Here is a 19456-nt window from a genome sequence, read left to right as displayed (position 1 = left end):
TCCCTTGAATCAAACTTGATACTCTATGTCTGGCACGCCTTCGATCTGACGCAAGAATTTGCGTGCCCGTTCTGTCTTTGGCTGTTTGAAAAATTGCTCTGGCGTACTTTCTTCCTGAATCACACCATCGCTCATAAAAATAACCCGGTTCGCCACTTCCCGTGCGAACTTCATCTCATGAGTGACGACGATCATGGTCATGCCTTCCTCTGCTAACTGCTTCATAACGGCCAGCACTTCGCCCGTTAGTTCCGGGTCCAGTGCGGATGTCGGCTCGTCGAACAGCATGATTTCTGGCTGCATAGCGAGTGCCCGGGCAATCGCAACCCGCTGCTGCTGTCCGCCGGACAGACGGGAAGGGTACTCATCCTTTTTGTTCAGAAGCCCTACTTTGGCCAGCAGCGCTTCTCCGATTTCGACGGCCTCTGTGCGGCTCATTTTTTTGACAATCGTCGGAGCCATAATGACGTTCTCCAGGACAGTCATATGGGGGAACAGGTTGAACGACTGGAACACCATACCTGTGGAAGTGCGAATTTTCCGGATCGCTTGCTTCTTGCTGCCCACATCCATCGAGAAGTCCCATGACGCATCTCCGATCACAACCGATCCCGCGTCCGGTTCCTCCAGTCCGTTCAGACAGCGCAGCAGTGTGCTTTTGCCGGAGCCGCTGGGACCGACCAGCACCACGATTTCGCGGGGATGAATATGTAGATGGATATCGCGGAATACGACGAGATCGCCGAAGCTTTTGCCGAGTTGCTTAACCTCGATCATGAACATCACACGCCCTTAATAAGCTTTTGATAAACGATTTTCGATACGGTTCAAAATGAATGAAAAGAACACACTCATCACCCAATACATAATAGCAATAGCGATATAAAATGGCATAGCAACATAATACTGTGCAATTAGCAGCTGAGCGGAGCGCAGAAGCTCGGTTACCGTCACGACGGACACCAGCGATGTCTCCTTGAGCATCCCGATAAACGTGTTGCCCATCGGCGGAATCGCCACCCGGGCTGCCTGTGGCAGTATAACCCGCCGCATCGTTTGCCAAGACGTTAAGCCTAGTGACTGCGCAGCTTCCGTCTGTCCCTTAGGTACAGATAGAATCGCACCACGGAAGGTCTCGGACAAGTAAGCACCGATGTTGATGCTGAGCGAAATAAAGGCCGCAGTGAGCGGCCCGAGTGTAATCCCGTAGTCGGGGAGTCCGAAATAGATAATGAAAATCTGAACCAGAATCGGAGTGCCGCGAACGATGGACACGTAACCTTTGGCCAGACCGCTAAGCAGCCAATTTCCTTTGAGACGGGCTAGGGCGAGGAGCAACCCAATAATCAAGCCGAAGAACATTGAGACAATTGTGATCAGCAGCGTATAATACGCGCCTGTCAATAGAAATTGGAAGTTCTGTAACACCAGTTCCATGCCGTACATCCTCCACGTTCACACTAATTAGATGTTAGGATCGACTTTAAACCATTTTTGGAAAATCTCTTTGAATGTCCCATCCGTCTTCATTTCATCCAGCGCTTTATTAATGGCATCCAGCAGCTCCGGATTGTTCTTGCGAATCGCGATACCCGCAAAGTCCTCTTTAATCGGCTCACCGACCGCCTTGACGTTGAAGTGATTTTTCTCAACCAGTGGCTGGATGGCAAAAGTGTTATTGATTGTAGCGTCGATGCGGCCAACGTTCAGATCCTTGAGCGAGGTGATCACATCGTTGTACGTAGCAATTTCAAACTTGCCGACTTTCGGCATGGCTTCATCGCGCAAATATTTCTCATCGTTCGTGCCGAGTCCGACACCGATCTTTTTACCTTTGAAGTCTTCAAGACTTTTGATGGTTGTGTTGTCGCTTTTGACGATTACGTTGACGGCATTCTTGATGTAAGGGGTAGAGAAGTCCATCGTCTTTTTGCGGTCATCTGTGATGGTGACTTGGCTGACGAGCGCGTCGTATTTGTCCTTTTGTAATCCTTCGATCAGCCCGGAAAATTCGCCAGTGATGAATTCAGCTTCAACGCCGATGCGTTTGGCTACAGCTTTGGCAACGTCCGCATCGAAGCCGTCGATCTCATGCTTGTCATTGAGGAAGTTGTATGGGGCATAGGTGCCCATGAGTCCGATTCTGATTTTGCCTGCTTTCTTGATCTGCTCAAGTGAGTTGTCGGCGGTTGCTGTTTCAGCTGGTTTGTTGCCGGCATTGGCATCTGTAGCAGCTGGCGTCGCTGTGTTGTTGGTTCCGCAGCCTGCAAGTGCGATCACAAGCACGCTCAGCAGTGAAGCAGATTTTAAAAACTTGTTTAGTTTGATTGTCATTACAATGGCCTCCTTGGCACTCTTTGATGTTGTTATACACGATCTTGCTATAAGTTATCCGAGCAAACCCCGGAATTCGAATTTAGCGGTTTCTTCGGCTATGGCAGCGGGGGAGTAGGGTGATTGGTAATCAACGTCGTGCATTGGCCCGAACAGCCACTTGGATAGCACCCCGGTAATTAAACAGACAAGAATGTTAGCTCGCAGTGCCAGGTTGTTTGTTTCAGGCAACATACCCAGCTCTACGGCCCGCTCGATATTACTCTTGAACGCTGCTTCAAAGGCAACCCAGGTCTGCGAGACGGCTTCCCGGATCGGTTGATCAGCGCCCTGGCCTTTCATTAGCAACAGCGCCATCAAATCCCGGTTCTGGTGTGCAAAAGTGAACAAATCTGTAAGCAGTCGTGCAGATGAGCCCACCATGTCGTCTACCGTACCCGCATGCTTACGGTAACCTTGCTGGATGACCTGAATCAGCTTTTCTTTGCCATCTTCAATTAGCTCTAGCGTGAGCTGTTCCTTACTTTTAAAATGCCAGTAAAACGTGCCTTGCGACACTCCGGTGGCCTTAACCACATCAGAAATTTTGGTTCCGTGATATCCCTTACGGGCAAATAAGTCTAGTGCCGCGGCCATCAGTTGCTGGCGGCGATCCTGATCTTGTTCCTCTATAGCAGGCAGATTCCATCGCTCCTCTCAACCCGACTGATTAGTCAGTTGGTTAATTCCGATGGGCTTACTATATTTAAATTTTAGATTTCTGTCAAGCATAAAATGCGGATTTTGTCGAACTGTGAAAGTGGTTATGGATTAGCTTGTCCTGTGGGAAGAAAAGTTATCCAGATAGGAAAGAGGGGATGAAGCCCGATGGGGGAGTAGTACTAACCTTTTTTCTAAAATGAAAGTGAAAAGCCGGCCTGGCGAATTAGGTCGTCGGTCGACTTTCTCATGTGTTTTATTTTAAAAATGCTCCAGCACAATCTTGCCGATAGCTCCTCTTGCTTCCATTTTGGCATGCGCGAGCTTGAGATTCGCGGCATTGATCGGGGACAGTCGCTCGGTGACTGTAGTCCGGATTTTTCCTTCGTCGACCAACTCTGCCATCTGATTTAATAAATGATGCTGTTCGGTAATATCTTTCGTTTGAAAAGTCGAGCGAGTGAACATATTCTCCCAAACCACTGTAACGCTTTTGCCTAAAAATTGACCCAGTTCAACAGGCGGATCATTATCAATGATGAAACAGATTTTTCCCTGCGGAACAATGACCTGAGTTAAACGGTTCCAGTCTACTTTGTTCAGGCAAAAGATATAGTCAACGGTATCCAATCCGTGCTGCTGCAATTGGGGCAGGAAGTCCTCGTAATGATTAATCACAATCTCGGCTCCAAGCTCTTTGACCCACTCTGCGGATTCTGGACGTGATGCTGTGCCGATGACAGTGAGTCCTGCCAGCTTGGCAAGTTGAACTGTGATAGAGCCCACGCCTCCGGCAGCTCCGATGATAAGAATGGATTTATTTCGGTTGATTTCGGGATTATGTGGAATCCCCAGACGATCAAACAAACTCTCCCAAGCGGTAATCGTCGTTAGTGGCAATGAAGCAGCTTCTGCGAAGCCGAGCGTCTTTGGCTTTCGTCCTACAATTCGTTCGTCCACCAAATGAAATTCACTATTGTTTCCAGGTCTAATCACACTACCCGCATAGAAGACTTCATCTCCTGGCTTGAAGAGTGTACATTCAGGACCCACTTCAACGACGACGCCTGACGCGTCCCATCCGAGAATATAAGGACCTTCAGTCGCTGGGTTGTATTGACGTACGACTGTATCGGCAGGATTGACAGCGATGGCTTCGATTCGGATAAGCAAATCATGGCCTTGTGGTGTAGGGACAGGAATTTCGAGGTCTAACAGACTATCTGGATGTGTAATTGGTAAATACTCATAATATCCGACGGCTCGCATGGATTTTGAGTTTTGCATATGGGATCAATCCTTTCTTTTTTTATGGAATTGCGCTGTACTGTTTTAGTATAGTTTAATAAGTTATATACAAAAAGTACGCAAAAATAGCATACCAAGTATCCAGTTAGATACTATAGAAGGGATGAATACTGTGATAAGCTCCTCAAGTACACGCTGTCCGGTTGAAACCACCCTAGGTGTAATTGGTGGTAAATGGAAAGGCGTCATTATATATTCTCTGCTTGGCGGGACCAAGCGGTTCAATGAGATTCGCAAGATTTATCCGCAAGTAACTCACCATACACTTACTTTGCAATTAAGGGAGCTGGAGCGGGAAGGTCTCATATCAAGAAAGGTCTATAATCAGGTGCCGCCTAAGGTAGAATATTCGTTAACGGAGTTCGGACGGACGCTAGAGCCAATGCTCCTTATGATGAAAGAATGGGGATACTTGTACGAAGAGCGGGTGAGGGCGAATAATGAAGTAGTGGAAGAAGAGCCTGAATTGTATTGAGGTGGGCGGTTAGTTTTACTCGATAACATAGGGGCGATTATCATAAAAATCCATATTATCGGCGGTTCAGGAAGCGGGAAATCCTATATAGCCTCGCTATTAAGTCAAAAGCTCCATATTCCGCACTATGATTTGGACGATTTGTTTTGGGATAACGAATCCGCAGATTATGGGGTAAAAGCTTCAGAGGTTGAACGAGATCACAGGCTAAGAGAAATTGTCAGCCAAGACTCATGGATTATTGAGGGCGTATACAGATCATGGGTAGAGCCAAGTTTGTCCGCTGCAGACCAGATCGTTGTTCTGATGCCTCCCTTGTCTGTTCAAGAATCGAGAATTTGGAAGAGATATGAGGAGCGGATTTTTGGGAGTGTTCCTGGTAAGAAACGCGAGACGCTAGAGGATGTTCAGAGGCTTATAGCGTGGAACAGAGAATACAATCTGAAGAAGCTGCCTCACTTTATTGCTCAGTCTAATTATAGGGATAAGATCATTCAGGTGAATGATAATCTAGAATTAATCGAGCAGTTCTGTAAAAGAGAGTAGGGTAGTAATCCAAAGTGAAGGTTGCAAAACAACCTGTTCCACTGGCTCTGAAGTACCTTTAAGGGTGTCTGTATCTTAGGGGCTATTCGAAAGTGAACGGTCCCTTCAAGTAGATAGTATGCAACAAAAATCCATGAAACGGCATTGATCTTAAACGGAGAGCTCTCCTTACGGTACAGGTGCAACACCAGCAAAGGCAAAGAGGGCTTTTTCATGCTATTTAGAACACATTAAAAAAACAAAACATAGCCAAGCGATAAGAGAGCTTATATAAGAAGGTAGGATCGAAGAGTAATTAACGGCATTTTCGTACCTTAAATCCTCTGCAGCTAAGGGTTATTGGAGATTAAGTGCAATATTGTACCTTAAATCTTCCAGAATACCCCGTACAGCGTGCTTTTCGGAAAATAAGATACAATAATGCCCTTATTCACCTAATTTACCTATAATAATGAAAAATAAGGTGCAAAAATGCTCTTAGTTGGAGAGGTGGCCTCTCTTTTTCACTGTTAAGACGACTGGTGAAGGAGAATATACCGCTTCTAGTAGTTGAAATCTGTCGACAATCTATGTTCCGGTGCTAGCTTTCCTATGGAAAGCTTTCAAGCGAGCGTTTTGTGCCTACAAGTCCAACCTTACCCGTTCACTCATCTTCGGTTTTTGTTAATTTCTTTTGTTCGTCTTATATAGTTAAAAATATGTTGCGGTGCGTGATTTAGCTGGAAAATATACCGTTAACGCTGTCTCTTTAAGTGTTTTTCTCGGATTAAAGGGAATTTTTCCAGTTAATCCTTCCATTTCGGTGAAAATAGAGTCCAAACCAAGTGAATAACAGGAGTTTTTCCAGTTATTTTTGCGAAATGTGCGATTTCTGAACAATTAACGGTAGTATTTCCAGTTATTCAGTCACTATAGTATTTCCACCCGGCCTTCAATCGCTTCTACACGTCTGAAGGCCGGGCGGTTATCGCTTGCTCATCATTTGTTCAAGAAGGCGATCATGGACGAAAAATAAGAAATGGCGGGTTCAGGAATACTCCTGAGCACCGCCATTTTCTGTTTTTTTGCATGATTTTTCAACAGCTGGGGCCATATCAAGGCTCATGCCTTGTTATGGGACAGCCCCTTAAGCTGTATGCTGCTGCCTAGACTGGCAGAGCGGAGGAACGGCTGAGATGGTTATTAACCTTTCAATGGTTGAACCACCGGCTTCGAGCTGTCCAGCTCTACGGACTGTCCGTACAGATTCAGCGACAGCGCTTCGCCTTCGAGCAGTTCCAACTCCACGTTTCCGGTGGTGATTGTTACCGCAATCAGACGTCCGCGGAAGGTCAGGCGGAATGCGTATTTTTCCCATCCGGACGGGATGGAAGGCGCAAGCGACAATCCGCTTTCTTTTAAGCGGGTGCCGGCAAAGCCATAGACTATCGCCATCCAGGTGCCGCCCATGTTGGCCAGATGCAGACCGTCTTTGGTATTGCCGTGTGTATTGTCGAGATCCAGACGGGCAGTCTCGATGAAATACTCATAGGCTTTCTCGTGATAGCCGATCTTGGAGGCCATGATGCTGAAAATACAGGATGACAACGAGGAATCATGGGTTGTGATTTTCTCGTAGTAATCATAAGAACGACGGATCGTTTCGTCGCTTTGCTCATCTTCCAGTAAGAAGTGGGCTAACACGGTATCGGCCTGCTTGCACACTTGGTAGCGATACAGTGTGAGCGGATGGTAGTGCAGCAGCAGAGGATGCTTCTCTTTTGGAGTATTTTCGAAGTCCCAAACAGCTTTACGCAAGAAAGTGTCGTCCTGCGGGTTGATCCCCAGCTTCTCATCGAACGGCAGCAGCATGGCTTCGGCAGCTTGACTCCATTCTGCAACTTCTTCAGCTGTCACACCAAGACGTTCAATCAGCGCGTGGAAGCCTTGCTCGTCGTAGGATTTCAGGGTCTCGAAGCTGGTCGCCGCCCATTTCAGGTTATGCTTAGCCATTACGTTCGTATAATAGTTGTTATTCACGAGGCAAGTGTATTCATCCGGTCCAGTAACTTCGTCAAGGTGGAATTTGCCTTCATGGTAATGGCCAATTTCCATCCACAAGCGGGCGGTTTCGAACAATACTTCAGCGCCGTATTCCAGCAGGAAGGCGTTATCCTGTTCAGCCAGATAATACTGAATGTAGCTATAGGCAACATCGGCGCTGATATGATATTGAGCGGTACCGGACGGGAAGAACGACGAGCATTCTGTTCCGGAAATCGTCCGCCACGGGAATAATGCGCCCTTGGAGTGTCCCATTTCCTTAGCACGATCACGAGCTTGCTCCAGCTTGGAATAACGGTATAGCAGCAGTTGACGAGCCAGGTCAGGAGAGGTCATTAAGAAGACAGGCAACATGTAAATTTCCGTATCCCAGAAATAGTGGCCCTCGTATCCTTCACCGGATAGACCTTTGGCAGAAATATTGCTGTGCGGATCGCGTCCCGCGGATTGCAGAAGCTGATACAGGTTGAAGCGAATGCCCTCCTGAAGCTGGGCGTCGTTCTCAATCACAATATCAGAAGTCTTCCAGAAGTCTTGCAGATATTGATGCTGTTGTTCCAGCAAATTCGTAAACGTGAGAGCTTTAAGGCCTTCTTGCAGAGCGATTCCAGTCTCAACAAGAGCGTCCGAATGACGAAGGGTATCGGTATATACATTCCATTTGGTCAGTTGCAGTGGACCCGTGAGCTGAGCCGTGGCTGTTACTTCGCCTGCCAGATCGTTGCTCTGTGCCTTAACTGTCCAAGCTCCGTCCCATTCGTGCCGGGTAACGCAGGCAGTGCGCAGACCAGAAGTCATAGTGGCGTTCTCGACATGCACATACTCACCCTGAATACCGCAGCCGACTACAGACAACCGTTTGCTGTGTCCGGCAGCGACCCGCGGATCATTAGGGTTACTGTAATTGCTGACATCCCCGTTTACTCGGGATACAATCTTGATTGCCCCTGTAAAGTTTACTGGTTCCAGCGTGAGGTTAATCGCGAACAGTTCCTTGTGCGTGAAGGAGACCAGTCTGCGGAAATGAAGCTTCAGTTCTTTGCCGGAAAGTGTTCTGAAGTGGACTTTGCGCTCTGAATAGCCTTTGTCCATATGCAGGCTGCGCTCATAACTCACAATGCTGCCTTCGGTCAGTGAGAAAGGTTCTTCCTCGTCACCGATATATATGTTGATGCCCTGTGCATCGATAATGTTCACCAGCTTCTGCTGCGTGCCCGGGAAAGCGTACAGCTTCTCGCCATATGGAATGTCAATAACATCATGGAAGGCGTTCAGGTATGTGCCACGAATGCTCTGAATTCCAGTGTCGGCATACCCTTCCTCAAAATTCCCGCGAACCCCCAGATACCCGTTGCCCAGCGCGAAAATACTTTCTAAATTAAGCAGTGTCTCTGCGGTTAATCCCTGATTGGAAATGTTCCAGCTCATGCTTTTTAAGTCCTCCCTTGGTGGTTATGGATTGAATTTTAAGGCGGGAAAGTCTAAGATTATACTAATATATTTAACTTTTTATCAAAATTTTAAGGTAGGGGTAGAAGTATGACAAGACAGGAGAAAGCAACCCCTTTGCCGTCCTATTTATCCACCCGTTCCGAGAACCTAAACCAAGGTTTTGTTCATCCTCCGCTGGATTATGAGCATGAGCTGCTGGAAGCTATCCGTGTAGGGAATGAGAACGGGGCCCTGGAGGCACTGCGAAAAATTAATGCGCTGGAAGCGGCCAAGCTGGCCCGTTATCCGCTGCGTTCGAAGAAGAATGCCATGATCGCTTCATGTACGTTGTTCACGAGAGCGATTATCCGTGGTGGTGTGGACCCGGAGACCGCTTTTCAATTAAGTGATACGCTAATCCGCGACATTGAGATGGCAACGGAAATCGAATGGCTGCTGCGTTTTGAATACGAGATGGTATTGCAGTTTATTGCCGTTATGAAAAGAGAAAAAGAGACCCTTCACTATTCCCATATTGTGAATCTGTCCGTGTATTTCATCCGTGAACATCTGTTTCAGGACCTGACTCTAGGGATGATCGCTCGTCATGTGAATGTGCACCCAAGCTACTTGTCAGACCGCTTCAAGCGGGAGACAGGGATGGGGATCACGGAGTTTATCAACCGTCGTAAGATCGAAGAGTCCAAGTCCATTTTAGCCCACAGCAATCAGTCAATTTCCGAGATCTCATTCATGTTCAAATTCTGTAGCCAAAGCTATTATACCCAGCTGTTCCGGAAGTACACCGGCATGACCCCCAAGGCATTCCGTAGAAGCGGGGAATTCCACAAGCTGCATGGGGATCATAAGTAAGAGATGAACCTGCCTGCCTTCTCCTATAATAGGGGACTGCAGGTTTTTTGCAGATATAAATGCTTAAAACCGTTAATATTGTATAGCTTTCGTTATTTTGTGTAATGGAATCCTATGGCAGTATACGCTAGCATAGAATTATTCAGCCGCTTGGATCGGGCGCAGCAGTGCGAGACGACAGCGCGGAGGAAAGAATCTGTGCAGTCCAGTTTAGAAGACATTGAAAGCGGTATCATTCAAAGACAAAAGGAGGCTTACAGGAATTGCGTAAAAAAGGGATCTCACTGGTGTTATGTTTCCTGATGGTTTTCAGCAATCTTCCGGCTGCTTTTGCGGCCAAAAACGAAACCGCTTCCGTAGCTCATTGGGCCGAAGGAACGCTGGCTTCATGGGTAGAAAAAGGGTTGATTCATGGATACCCGGATGGAATCCTGCGACCGGATGAAGCTTTAACCCGGGCAGAGGCTGCGTCACTCGTCAACAAGCTGTTTGGTTTTAAGGTTTCTTCGTCCGGGAGCTTTAGTGATGTGAAAGACAATGCCTGGTATGCGGATACGATATCCGCAGCCAAAGCGGCAGGCTATATCACAGGTTATCCGGACGGAAGCTTCAAGCCGGAGCAGAAGGTGAACCGGGAGCAATTTGCCCGGATGCTGGCTGGAGTATTTAAGCTTCCACACAGCGGCGATTCTGTATTGGCCGGATTTGGAGATGGCACAGCAGTTAGCGCTTATGCACGCGAAGCCGTGAGTGGACTCCTAGCCGGTGGTTATGTAAGCGGATACGGTGATCATACACTGCGGCCCCAGAATGTTATTACCCGTGCTGAGGCTGTGACGCTGCTGGACCGCTTGGCGGGTCAGATCGTTAATAAGCAGAATGCCAAGGTACCCGGAATCAAGAGCTCTGGGAATGTAGTGGTAAATGTGCCGGGTGTGACTCTAACCGGAGCCGACATCGCCGGGGATCTGTATGTAGCTCCTGGCGTAGGGGAAGGCGATCTGATCCTGGAACATTCCACTGTTAAGGGCAGTGTGCATATTAATGGTGGAGGGCAGTTCAGTGTCTATCTGAAGGATTCCAAGCTCGGGAAAGTATCCATCGAGAAAAAGAGTCCTGTACGCGTTGTTATTTCCGAAGGCAGCCAGGTAGAGGACGTAGACATTCTTACGCCTGGCAATCGACTTGAAGTAGGGCAAGACGCCGTCATCCAGTCACTAAATATTGCTGCTGATGCGGCTAACAACGAGATCGATGCAGAAGGCACGATCCTGGAGATCAGGAATGCCGCGCAAGCGGTTACCCTTAATAATACTGCGCTGCCAACTGAGAGCAGCGTAAAAGTGGAGAAAGGCGTGTTAGGAGCAGCAGCCCAGAGCAGTAGCGCTCCTTCGCAGCCTCCTGTTATTCACGGCAATGTCGTACCGAGTACGTCGCCGACCAGCCAACCGACCTCGGGACCGGTAAGTACGCCGGCACCGTCCCCGACAAGTCAGCCAACGACGGCGCCGACAAGTCAGCCGACGGCAGCGCCGACAAGTCAACCGACGACAGCGCCGACAAGTCAACCGACGACAGCGCCAACAAGTCAGCCGACGACAGCGCCAACAAGTCAGCCGACGGCAGCGCCGACAAGTCAGCCGACGACAGCACCGACAAGTCAGCCGACGGCAGCGCCAACAAGTCAGCCGACGGCAACACCGACAAGTCAGCCGACGACGGCGCCAACAAGTCAGCCGACGGCAACACCGACAAGTCAGCCGACGACGGAGCCAACAAGTCAGCCGACGACGGAGCCACCTGTACTGGCACCGGATACGACGTTTAATTTCGTAAGCCAAACTATTGAATTGAGCTTTGCAGATTCAGCGGCATGGCGTAGTGCGATCAGCGGAATCACTGTTAATGGCGTGTCCCTGGATGCCGGACACTACAAAGTAGGAGCAGGCAGCATCGCATTTAAGGCCGATACCTTTAGTGTTGGGGAGAACAGGATTGTTGTATCAGCCGCCGGATACAGCGACAGCAGCGTTGTGCAGGAAGTGTTGAAGAATCCTTCCGAGGAGAAGGATTGGACACTCGCCTGGAGTGACGAATTTGACGGCAAGGGTAACAATCTGGATACCAACGGAGTGAATCTGGATAAATGGGCATACCAGCTTGGCACAGGTTCGCAATATGGGTTGACGGATTGGGGCAATAACGAGCAGCAATATTATCGTAAAGAGAATGTCAAAGTAACAGATGGCAAGCTGGTAATTCAGGCCAAGAAGGAAAGCTTCGAGGGCAAGCCTTATACTTCAGCCAGACTGTATACTGAGCCCACCTTCAATAAAACTTATGGCAAATTTGAAGCCAGAATCAAGCTTCCGAAAGGTCAAGGTCTGTGGCCGGCATTCTGGATGGTACCGACCGAGAGCAAATACGGGACGTGGGCTTCCTCCGGTGAGCTGGATATCATGGAAGTGAGAGGACGCCTGCCGGGCGAGGTTGACGGTACGATCCACTTCGGTGAGGGCTGGCCGAACAACCGCGCAACAGGAACCGCCTATCATTTTGCCGAAGGAACCGATATCACGGATTTCCACACGTATTCCGTTGAATGGGAGCCGGGTGAGATCCGTTGGTATGTGGACGGGGAGATCTACCAGATCCTCAACAATTGGGATAGCTGGGGAAAGAATATGCCAGCCAAATACGCCTTCCCAGCCCCGTTTGATCAGGATTTCTATATGATTATGAACCTCGCTGTAGGCGGAACATATGACGGCAATCGGGAGCCGGATGCTTCTCAGCTTCCTGCGGAAATGGTAGTCGATTATGTTCGCGCGTACGATTTGACCGGAAGACCGTATAAGACTCCGGTTGAACCGAGCGTTGCCCTGGAGCCGCTGCCGGAAGGTACGAAGTCTGCTATAAATGGAAGCTACGTGTATGACCCCGGTTATGAGCAAGGGTTTACGAATGTACCGGATTCTTCGGTAGAACTGGATACCCGGTATTGGAATTTCGTCCATATGGATACCTTTGGTGGTGACGGTGCCATAAGCGCCGATACTGTAAATGGCAGCAAGTTTGCCAAGATCGAGATTTCTAAACCTGGTAATGCTGTGCATGCAGTTCAGCTCATTCAGAATGTCACCCTGGGCAAAGGAAGATGGTATAAGCTGAGTTTTGATGCCAAAGCCGCTTCCAGCCGTGCTCTGAGCGCCAAGCTTAGCGGTGGGGCAGACAGAGGCTGGAGCAGTTACTCCAGAGTGCTGGAGGCTCAGTTAGGCACAGATGTACAGCCTTATGAGATGACTTTCCAGATGGATAAGGATTCAGATCCGTTAGCGAGATTGGAATTGAATATGGGCCTCAGCCCATCCACAGTCTGGATCGGCAATGTGAAGCTGGTGGAGACAGAAGCACCTGAAGCCTACCCTGATCAGGCTAAAGAGCCACTGGCCGATGGCAACCATGTATACAACGGTTCTTTTGATCTGGGACGTATGGATCGCATGACTTACTGGCATTTCAATGCTGATCAGGCCGTAGCATCCGCATCGGTAGATCCTGAAGCCCGTGAGTTGTCTGTAGCTATCAAGGGTGGTGGCGATAAACCGGAAGCGGTTACACTGAGCCAACCGGGTATAAATCTCGTGGCAGAGAACAAGTACCAGCTCACGTTCAAAGGAAGAGCGGATGTGCCGCATGAGATTCAGGTGGCTGTTCGCAGTAAAGATGGATTGAGAAGTTACTTGGAAGCTGAGAAGGTCTCTCTGACAGAGACGATGGCAGAGAAGACAGTAACCTTCGACATGCCGGAAGTCACCGATCCTGAAGGACAGTTGATTTTCCTGCTCGGCGGCAATAGCGGCAATCTTGTGTTGGATGATATCTCTTTGCTACGCCTGACCAATAACAACATGGGCGAACTGCCGCTGGAAGAGCAATTCCCGCTTAAAAACGGCGATTTCTCCAATGGTACAGCGAGCTGGAACGAGCATGTGCAAGGACGTTATGACGGTTGGGATAAGGTCACGAAGTTCTCCGTGGAAGGTGGAGAATTGAAATTCCATATCGCGGGCCAAGGCAATAACCCTTGGGATGTCATGCTGATGCAGAATGATTTCCCGCTGCGCAAAGGCAACACCTATACCGTCTCGGTTGATGCAAGATCAACCAAGAGCCGGGACGTTGAAATCGTGGTTGACGCAGCTAATGAGCGCTATATCAATCAGAAGGTGCGGCTGACACCGGAAAAGCAGACCTTTACTTACGAGCTTCCGGTTACCGCAGATCTGATAGCCTCCTTTAAAATGCTGCTAGGAAAAGTAGAGGGACTGGCCGTATCTGGAGAGCATGAAGTCTTCGTCGATAATGTGAGAGTAGAGCTGAAGGGCGCTCGGGCGAAAGCCTTCCTGCTGAACAACGGCGAATTCACCGATGGATTGAACGGATGGGATACCCATTGGCAGGGCAAGTATGATCCTGGCACCTCAGAGGCCGACTTTGACGGCAGCGGGCATGCAGCCCAAATCACCGTTGATAAGACGGGCGCTAATCCATGGGACATTATGTTGATGCAGGGTGACAAACCCCTCGAGAAAGGCAAAACCTACGTGCTGTCCTTCTTCGCGAGATCGACACTGCCGCGGAGTATTGAAGCAGTAGTCGAAAGTACAGACAACGTCCGTTTTCTGAATGAAAATGTGGCATTAGATGCATCGACTCAGCATTATACCCTGGAGTTCACAATGAAGGGCAACAGTATTGGAGCCCTCAAGTTCCTTCTTGGAAAAGTTAATGGAGAAGAACTTGCAGCACATAAAGTCTATTTGGATACGATTACCCTGGAGGTCAAAGGAGCGAAGGCCGCAACGGGGGAGAAAGCACAGGAAGGTAATGATATATCCTTGCCTAAAGGACCTGTGCTGTCCCCGGATGCATCAGCCAATCAGCCGGGAGCACCGGTTCAGCTTACTTTTGCTGATCTACCTGCCTGGAGAACGGCCGTCACTGAGGTGTTGGTGAACAACGTCCGTCTGCCGGATTCCGCGTACTCGTTGACAGCAGGAGTGCTGACATTGAATGCCAGTATCTTTGAGCACACAGGGGAATACACAGTGACTGTTAAGGCGGCAGGTTTTGAGCCTGTGTCCGTGACCCAGAGTATTGTGGGAGAAAGTGAGTGGAGCCTGGTCTGGAATGATGAATTTTCCGGCACGGGTACGCAGCTGGATACCAACGGCGTGGATTTGAGCAAATGGGCATACCAGAACGGAACTGGCCAAGAGTTCGGACTCGACGGCTGGGGTAACAATGAGAAGCAGTATTATCAAAGGGACAACATTAAGGTGAAGGATGGTCATTTGGTCATCGAGGCGAAGGAGCAGAATGTTGGCGGTAAGCCTTACACCTCGGGCCGGCTGTGGACCAATCCTACTTTCACCAAAGCTTATGGAAAATTCGAGGCCCGGATCAAGCTGCCGGAAGGCCAGGGACTGTGGCCGGCGTTCTGGATGATGCCAAAGGATCAGGCGTACGGCACTTGGGCGGCTTCCGGTGAGATTGATATTATGGAAGCGCGCGGCCGAGTTCCTAATGTCGTGGACGGCACTCTCCACTATGGAAAGAGTAGTCCCAACAACAAGGCCAGCGGGGGACATTACACTTTCCCTGAGGGGGAATCCTTTACGGATTTTCACACCTATGCGGTTGAATGGGAGCCGGGAGAAATCCGCTGGTATGTGGACGGTGTTCTTTTCTTCAAGGAAAGTAACTGGTACAGCTGGAGCACAGGACAACCGGAGAAAAATGCTTATCCGGCACCGTTCGACGAGCCATATTACATGATTCTCAATTTGGCTGTTGGGGGCAACTATGACGGTGGTTTGGAACCGCCTGCCTCGAAGCTGCCTGCACAGATGTTAGTCGATTATGTTCGTGTCTATGAGCTGACAGGACGTGAATACAAGACACCGGTGGAGCCTGAGCTGGTTAAGGAGCCAATTCCGGACAATGCGAAGAAAGCAATTAACGGAAACTATGTATACGATACTGCCTACGAGAAGGGATTCAAGGCGATTACACCTGACGATACTCTTGATCCTTTATATTGGAACGCGGTGACCGGAACAGGAGGGGCGGCAACTGCAAGTGTCGAGACCATCGATGGGACACCTTACGCGAAGATGAACATCACCGCCGGGGGCAACAACGATTATTCGGTACAGCTGATACAGAAGGTCTCTTTGGTCTCCGGCCACTATTACAAAGTGAGCTTCGATGCAAAGGCCGGCGCAGCCCGGAACCTGAACGTCAAGCTGTCCGGTGGAGCGGATAGAGCATGGGCGGCCTACTCGGATGTGTTCTCTGCGGCGCTGAAGGGGCAGCCGGAGAACTACAGCTTTATTTTCCAAATGACGGAGAATACGGATCTTGGGGCCCGCTTGGAATTCAACATGGGGCAGAGCACCCTTCCGGTATGGATTGGCAACGTCAAGGTGGAAGAGACAGAAATGCTGGTTGATCTGAATGCGCCTAAGGCGCCATTGGACAATGGAGATCATGTCTATAATGGCGGCTTCGAGCTTGGAACGATGGACCGGATGATTTTCTGGAATTTTGCAGCGAAGAATGATGCTTCTGCTGAGGCGTCGGTAGATCCTGCTACTAAAGAACTGGCGGTCTCGATCAGTAAACCGGGTTCGGGGCCAGATGATATCCAGCTCACGCAGAAGGGGATCAATCTGTTGCAGCGGGATAGCTATAAGCTGACCTTTGATGCCAAATCAGCAGCGGATAGAAGCTTGAAGACCTCACTGCTTAGTAAGGATGGCGGTACGGTCTATGCTGAACAGAGCTATACACTAACACCGGATATGAAGACTTACACGCTGGAATTCACGATGACTGCTGGAACAACGGATATAGAAGCGATACTGGCCTTTGGTCTTGGCGGGGAGCTGGGAAATATCACCCTCGACAATGTCCGCCTCATCCGTACGACCAATAATAATGTGGATTACTCGGGCGTGAAGCTGTTCCCGCTGGTCAACGGTGATTTCGCGCTCGGTCTGGAAGGCTGGGAGCCATTCGTTCAAGGCGGCGCAGCAACGTTCTCTGGTGAAGGTGGCAAGGCCAAGATCACAGTATCCAATCCCGGAGGCGAAGCCTGGAATGTAATGCTGAACCAATCCGGCTTGCCGCTGTCGAAGGGTTTCGAATATGTACTGTCCTTTGATGCCAGCTCCACGATTGCCCGTAATATAGAGGTATCGCTGGAGAATGCGGGCTACACCCGGCGTTTTGAGACCGGACCGATTGATCTGACTCCGGAAACGAAGCATTTTGCGTATACCTTCAGAGCTGGATCAGATGATTTGGTTGCGTTGAAGTTCATTCTGGGCAAGACCTCGTCCAGCCCGTCTGCTATTCATGATATTGTGATTAGTAACGTTGTGTTCGAGATCAAGGATGCACCAGTCAAACGTCCACCGACACTGGTACCGAGCCGGACCGGCAATGTTGTGGGCGCACCGGTGGTGATCACTTATACGGGAACAGAAGCTTGGAGCCAGGCTATTCAATCTGTGAAGATTGGAGAGAGCGTCGTTCCGGCAAGCAAGTATACGGCCTCTGGCGATCGTTTGACGCTGGCAGCGGAGCTTTTTGAAACGGATGGAACTTATACGATTACGGTAGAAGCGAACGGGTACGCTCCAGCTACTGTTAAGCAATCAATATTCAGCAGTGATGGCAACCTCGTTTACAATGGCTCCATGTCTAATGGAAAAGCAAACTGGGATGTCTGGAAAAATGCTGCCGATTGGTCCGACTGGAACGTTGTAGACGGAGTATCCAAGATTGATATTCATTATGATGGCGGCAACCAGAATGAATGGGGCGTTCCATTTAGCTGGTCAACCCAACTAATGCAGGAAGGTATCAAGCTGGAAGGCGGAAAGGCTTATGAACTTAGCTTCAAAGCATGGTCTACGCTAGATCGTCCAATTGTCGTTGAACTGAACGGCTATGCAGGTACGAATAAGCTAACTTACAACATTAACGGTGATCGTGAAGCAGTGTATAAGGCTGCGATTACTCCAGGTAATGCAACGACGCTGAAGCTGATTTATCTGCTAGGTAATGTGGATGGTACGACCAATGGCAAGGAGCATAGTATTTTTATCGACGATGTAGCGATTAGGGAAGTGAAGGCTTCGCCTGCACTCGCGGAAAATACAACAGATAACAAAGTGGGTAGTCCCATTACACTCCGTTTTGCGGACAACGCGGTATGGCGGGAGGCCATCCAAGGGGTGAAGATCAATAATGTTGTTGTCGCCAAGGATCAATACACAGTCAGTGCCGGGGCAATAGTGCTGAATGCTGGATTATTCCCTAGCGCGGGCAGCTATACAATTACAGTCTCGGCTACTAGCTATGCTGATGCCACTGTAGTGCAGAAAATCAAGACTGACGCAGAGAATTTGGCACTTCATAAACAAGCCACAGCCTCCAGTGCGAAGCAGCCGGCAAGTAATGCTTTTGACGGCAATGCGCAGTCCCGCTGGGAGTCGGATGCTACGGACCCGCAATGGATCGCCGTTGATCTTGGCGCTATCTCTAAACTGGAGAGCATTGTGCTGAGCTGGGAAGGTGCATTCGGCAAGGCATACCGGATTCAAACTTCTACGGCGGCGGTTCCCGGTGAAGGGGACTGGAAAGAGGTATACACGAAGGAGAATGGTCTCGGAGGTCTGGAAGAAATCACATTGAACGGTGTGGAAGCGCGTCATGTCAGACTGTATGGAATTACACGCGGGACGCCGTATGGGTATTCTTTATGGGAATTTGAAGTGTTTGGCACCCGTGATGGAAGCGGAGAACCAGAAGGGCCGGAAGGCCCCGGTCAGCCGGAATTGAAGACGGCCCCGGTCCTGACGGCGGATTCCTTGAGCAATATTGTCGGTCAGCACATTACGGTGAGTTTTGCCGACAATGTTACTTGGCGGGAGGCCATCTCATCGGTGAAAGTAGATGGTGTCACTCTGACTCAAGGGTACACGATTGCAGCAAGCACCCTTTCATTTGAGCCTACGGTATTTACCCAGGCCAAGGATTATACGATTAAAGTATCAGCGGCGGGTTACGCAGATGCAACTGTCGTTCAGACGCTCAAGGCAGCGCCTTCGACTGCCGTGAACGTGGCGCTTCACAAAACGGCGAGCTCATCTGCAGCTCTTACTCCTGCAGCTTTGGCTTTTGACGGTGATCCAGGTACCCGCTGGGAATCTGAACACTCTGAAGATCACTGGATCGCAGTAGATCTAGGGGCAATCTATCTTTTGAACGGAATTGAACTGAACTGGGAAGGGGCATACGCCAAAGGCTACCGGATTGAAGTCTCTACCGCGGCGGAGCCGGGGGATGGAGAATGGCAAACCGTGTTCTCCACGGACAACGGAGTTGGCGGATTGGAGAAACTCCCACTACAGGATGTTCAGGCTCGGCATGTACGCCTGGTAGGTACGAAGCGTGGTCTGCCTTACGGATATTCGTTATGGGAATTTGGAGTGTATGGTGTTCCACAGTCCTAGTGCTCTCTGCTACAGACTGTTTAGTTGAGTAAGTAGTATCTTTTTATAGAAGAAGGCCAATCAGCGATTTTGCTGGTTGGCCTTTTTTACAGCTAAATAAAACGTACTGAAAAGATATAAGAGATAAGAAATGGAGGGGGAATTTGGAACTGTAGAG

At 49.4% G+C, this 19456-nt stretch carries 10 protein-coding genes; 4 read left to right on the top strand and 6 right to left on the bottom strand.

Going from position 1 to position 19456, the window contains the following annotated elements:
• Positions 1-9: 9 nt before the first annotated feature.
• From ACFVU8_RS17040 to ACFVU8_RS17020, 5 genes are all read right to left on the bottom strand, one after another.
• Positions 10-777 carry an amino acid ABC transporter ATP-binding protein gene (locus ACFVU8_RS17040; RefSeq protein WP_387428682.1) on the bottom strand — a complete coding sequence of 256 codons (768 nt, stop codon included), beginning with the start codon at positions 775-777 and terminating at the stop codon, positions 10-12.
• 15 nt (positions 778-792) lie between these two features.
• Positions 793-1437: an amino acid ABC transporter permease gene (locus tag ACFVU8_RS17035; protein ID WP_175374025.1), complete on the bottom strand. Its 645-nt coding sequence runs from the start codon at positions 1435-1437 to the stop codon at positions 793-795.
• A gap of 27 nt (positions 1438-1464) precedes the next feature.
• Entirely contained in the window at positions 1465-2334 is an 870-nt protein-coding gene (locus ACFVU8_RS17030; protein WP_175374026.1) for a transporter substrate-binding domain-containing protein, read from the bottom strand.
• Between the two features lie 54 nt (positions 2335-2388).
• Positions 2389-2970, bottom strand: coding sequence for a TetR/AcrR family transcriptional regulator (locus ACFVU8_RS17025; protein WP_175374027.1), 582 nt, complete (start codon positions 2968-2970; stop codon positions 2389-2391).
• Between the two features lie 324 nt (positions 2971-3294).
• The gene (locus ACFVU8_RS17020) at positions 3295-4320 is read right to left on the bottom strand and encodes a zinc-binding alcohol dehydrogenase family protein (RefSeq protein ID WP_387428680.1); all 1026 of its coding nucleotides are present in this window, start codon (positions 4318-4320) and stop codon (positions 3295-3297) included.
• Positions 4321-4444: 124 nt separating this feature from the next.
• Here ACFVU8_RS17020 and ACFVU8_RS17015 point away from each other — a divergent pair, with 124 nt between their 5' ends.
• The gene (locus ACFVU8_RS17015; RefSeq protein ID WP_387428678.1) at positions 4445-4816 is read left to right on the top strand and encodes a winged helix-turn-helix transcriptional regulator; all 372 of its coding nucleotides are present in this window, start codon (positions 4445-4447) and stop codon (positions 4814-4816) included.
• Positions 4817-4957: 141 nt separating this feature from the next.
• Complete coding sequence (locus ACFVU8_RS17010) at positions 4958-5362, top strand: P-loop NTPase family protein (protein WP_387428676.1); 405 nt, start codon at positions 4958-4960, stop codon at positions 5360-5362.
• 1182 nt (positions 5363-6544) lie between these two features.
• Here the strand turns inward: ACFVU8_RS17010 and ACFVU8_RS17005 are convergent.
• Positions 6545-8833, bottom strand: a complete 2289-nt coding sequence (locus ACFVU8_RS17005) for a glycoside hydrolase family 65 protein (protein WP_387428673.1) — start codon at positions 8831-8833, stop codon at positions 6545-6547.
• Between the two features lie 111 nt (positions 8834-8944).
• Between ACFVU8_RS17005 and ACFVU8_RS17000 the strand changes: the two genes are divergently transcribed.
• The gene (locus tag ACFVU8_RS17000) at positions 8945-9709 is read left to right on the top strand and encodes a helix-turn-helix transcriptional regulator (RefSeq protein WP_379469764.1); all 765 of its coding nucleotides are present in this window, start codon (positions 8945-8947) and stop codon (positions 9707-9709) included.
• A gap of 263 nt (positions 9710-9972) precedes the next feature.
• Positions 9973-19299, top strand: coding sequence for a hemoblobin-interacting domain-containing protein (locus tag ACFVU8_RS16995; protein WP_387428670.1), 9327 nt, complete (start codon positions 9973-9975; stop codon positions 19297-19299).
• Positions 19300-19456 lie beyond the last annotated feature (157 nt).

Origin of the sequence: Paenibacillus sp. NPDC058177 (genome assembly GCF_042883835.1) — a bacterium.
GTDB lineage: Bacteria > Bacillota > Bacilli > Paenibacillales > Paenibacillaceae > Paenibacillus_AQ > Paenibacillus_AQ agri.
Note: the sequence above shows the minus strand (reverse complement) of the source record. Positions and strands in the feature narration are given on the sequence as shown.

Excerpts from the sequence above, each read along its gene's own strand:
- ACFVU8_RS17020 (WP_387428680.1), bottom strand. The coding sequence starts at position 4,320 with ATGCAAAACTCAAAATCCATGCGAGCCGTCGGATATTATGAGTATTTA.
- ACFVU8_RS17040 (WP_387428682.1), bottom strand. The coding sequence starts at position 777 with ATGATCGAGGTTAAGCAACTCGGCAAAAGCTTCGGCGATCTCGTCGTA.
- ACFVU8_RS17030 (WP_175374026.1), bottom strand. The coding sequence starts at position 2,334 with ATGACAATCAAACTAAACAAGTTTTTAAAATCTGCTTCACTGCTGAGC.
- ACFVU8_RS17000 (WP_379469764.1), top strand. The coding sequence starts at position 8,945 with ATGACAAGACAGGAGAAAGCAACCCCTTTGCCGTCCTATTTATCCACC.
- ACFVU8_RS17035 (WP_175374025.1), bottom strand. The coding sequence starts at position 1,437 with ATGGAACTGGTGTTACAGAACTTCCAATTTCTATTGACAGGCGCGTAT.
- ACFVU8_RS17015 (WP_387428678.1), top strand. The coding sequence starts at position 4,445 with ATGAATACTGTGATAAGCTCCTCAAGTACACGCTGTCCGGTTGAAACC.
- ACFVU8_RS17025 (WP_175374027.1), bottom strand. The coding sequence starts at position 2,970 with ATGGCCGCGGCACTAGACTTATTTGCCCGTAAGGGATATCACGGAACC.
- ACFVU8_RS17005 (WP_387428673.1), bottom strand. The coding sequence starts at position 8,833 with ATGAGCTGGAACATTTCCAATCAGGGATTAACCGCAGAGACACTGCTT.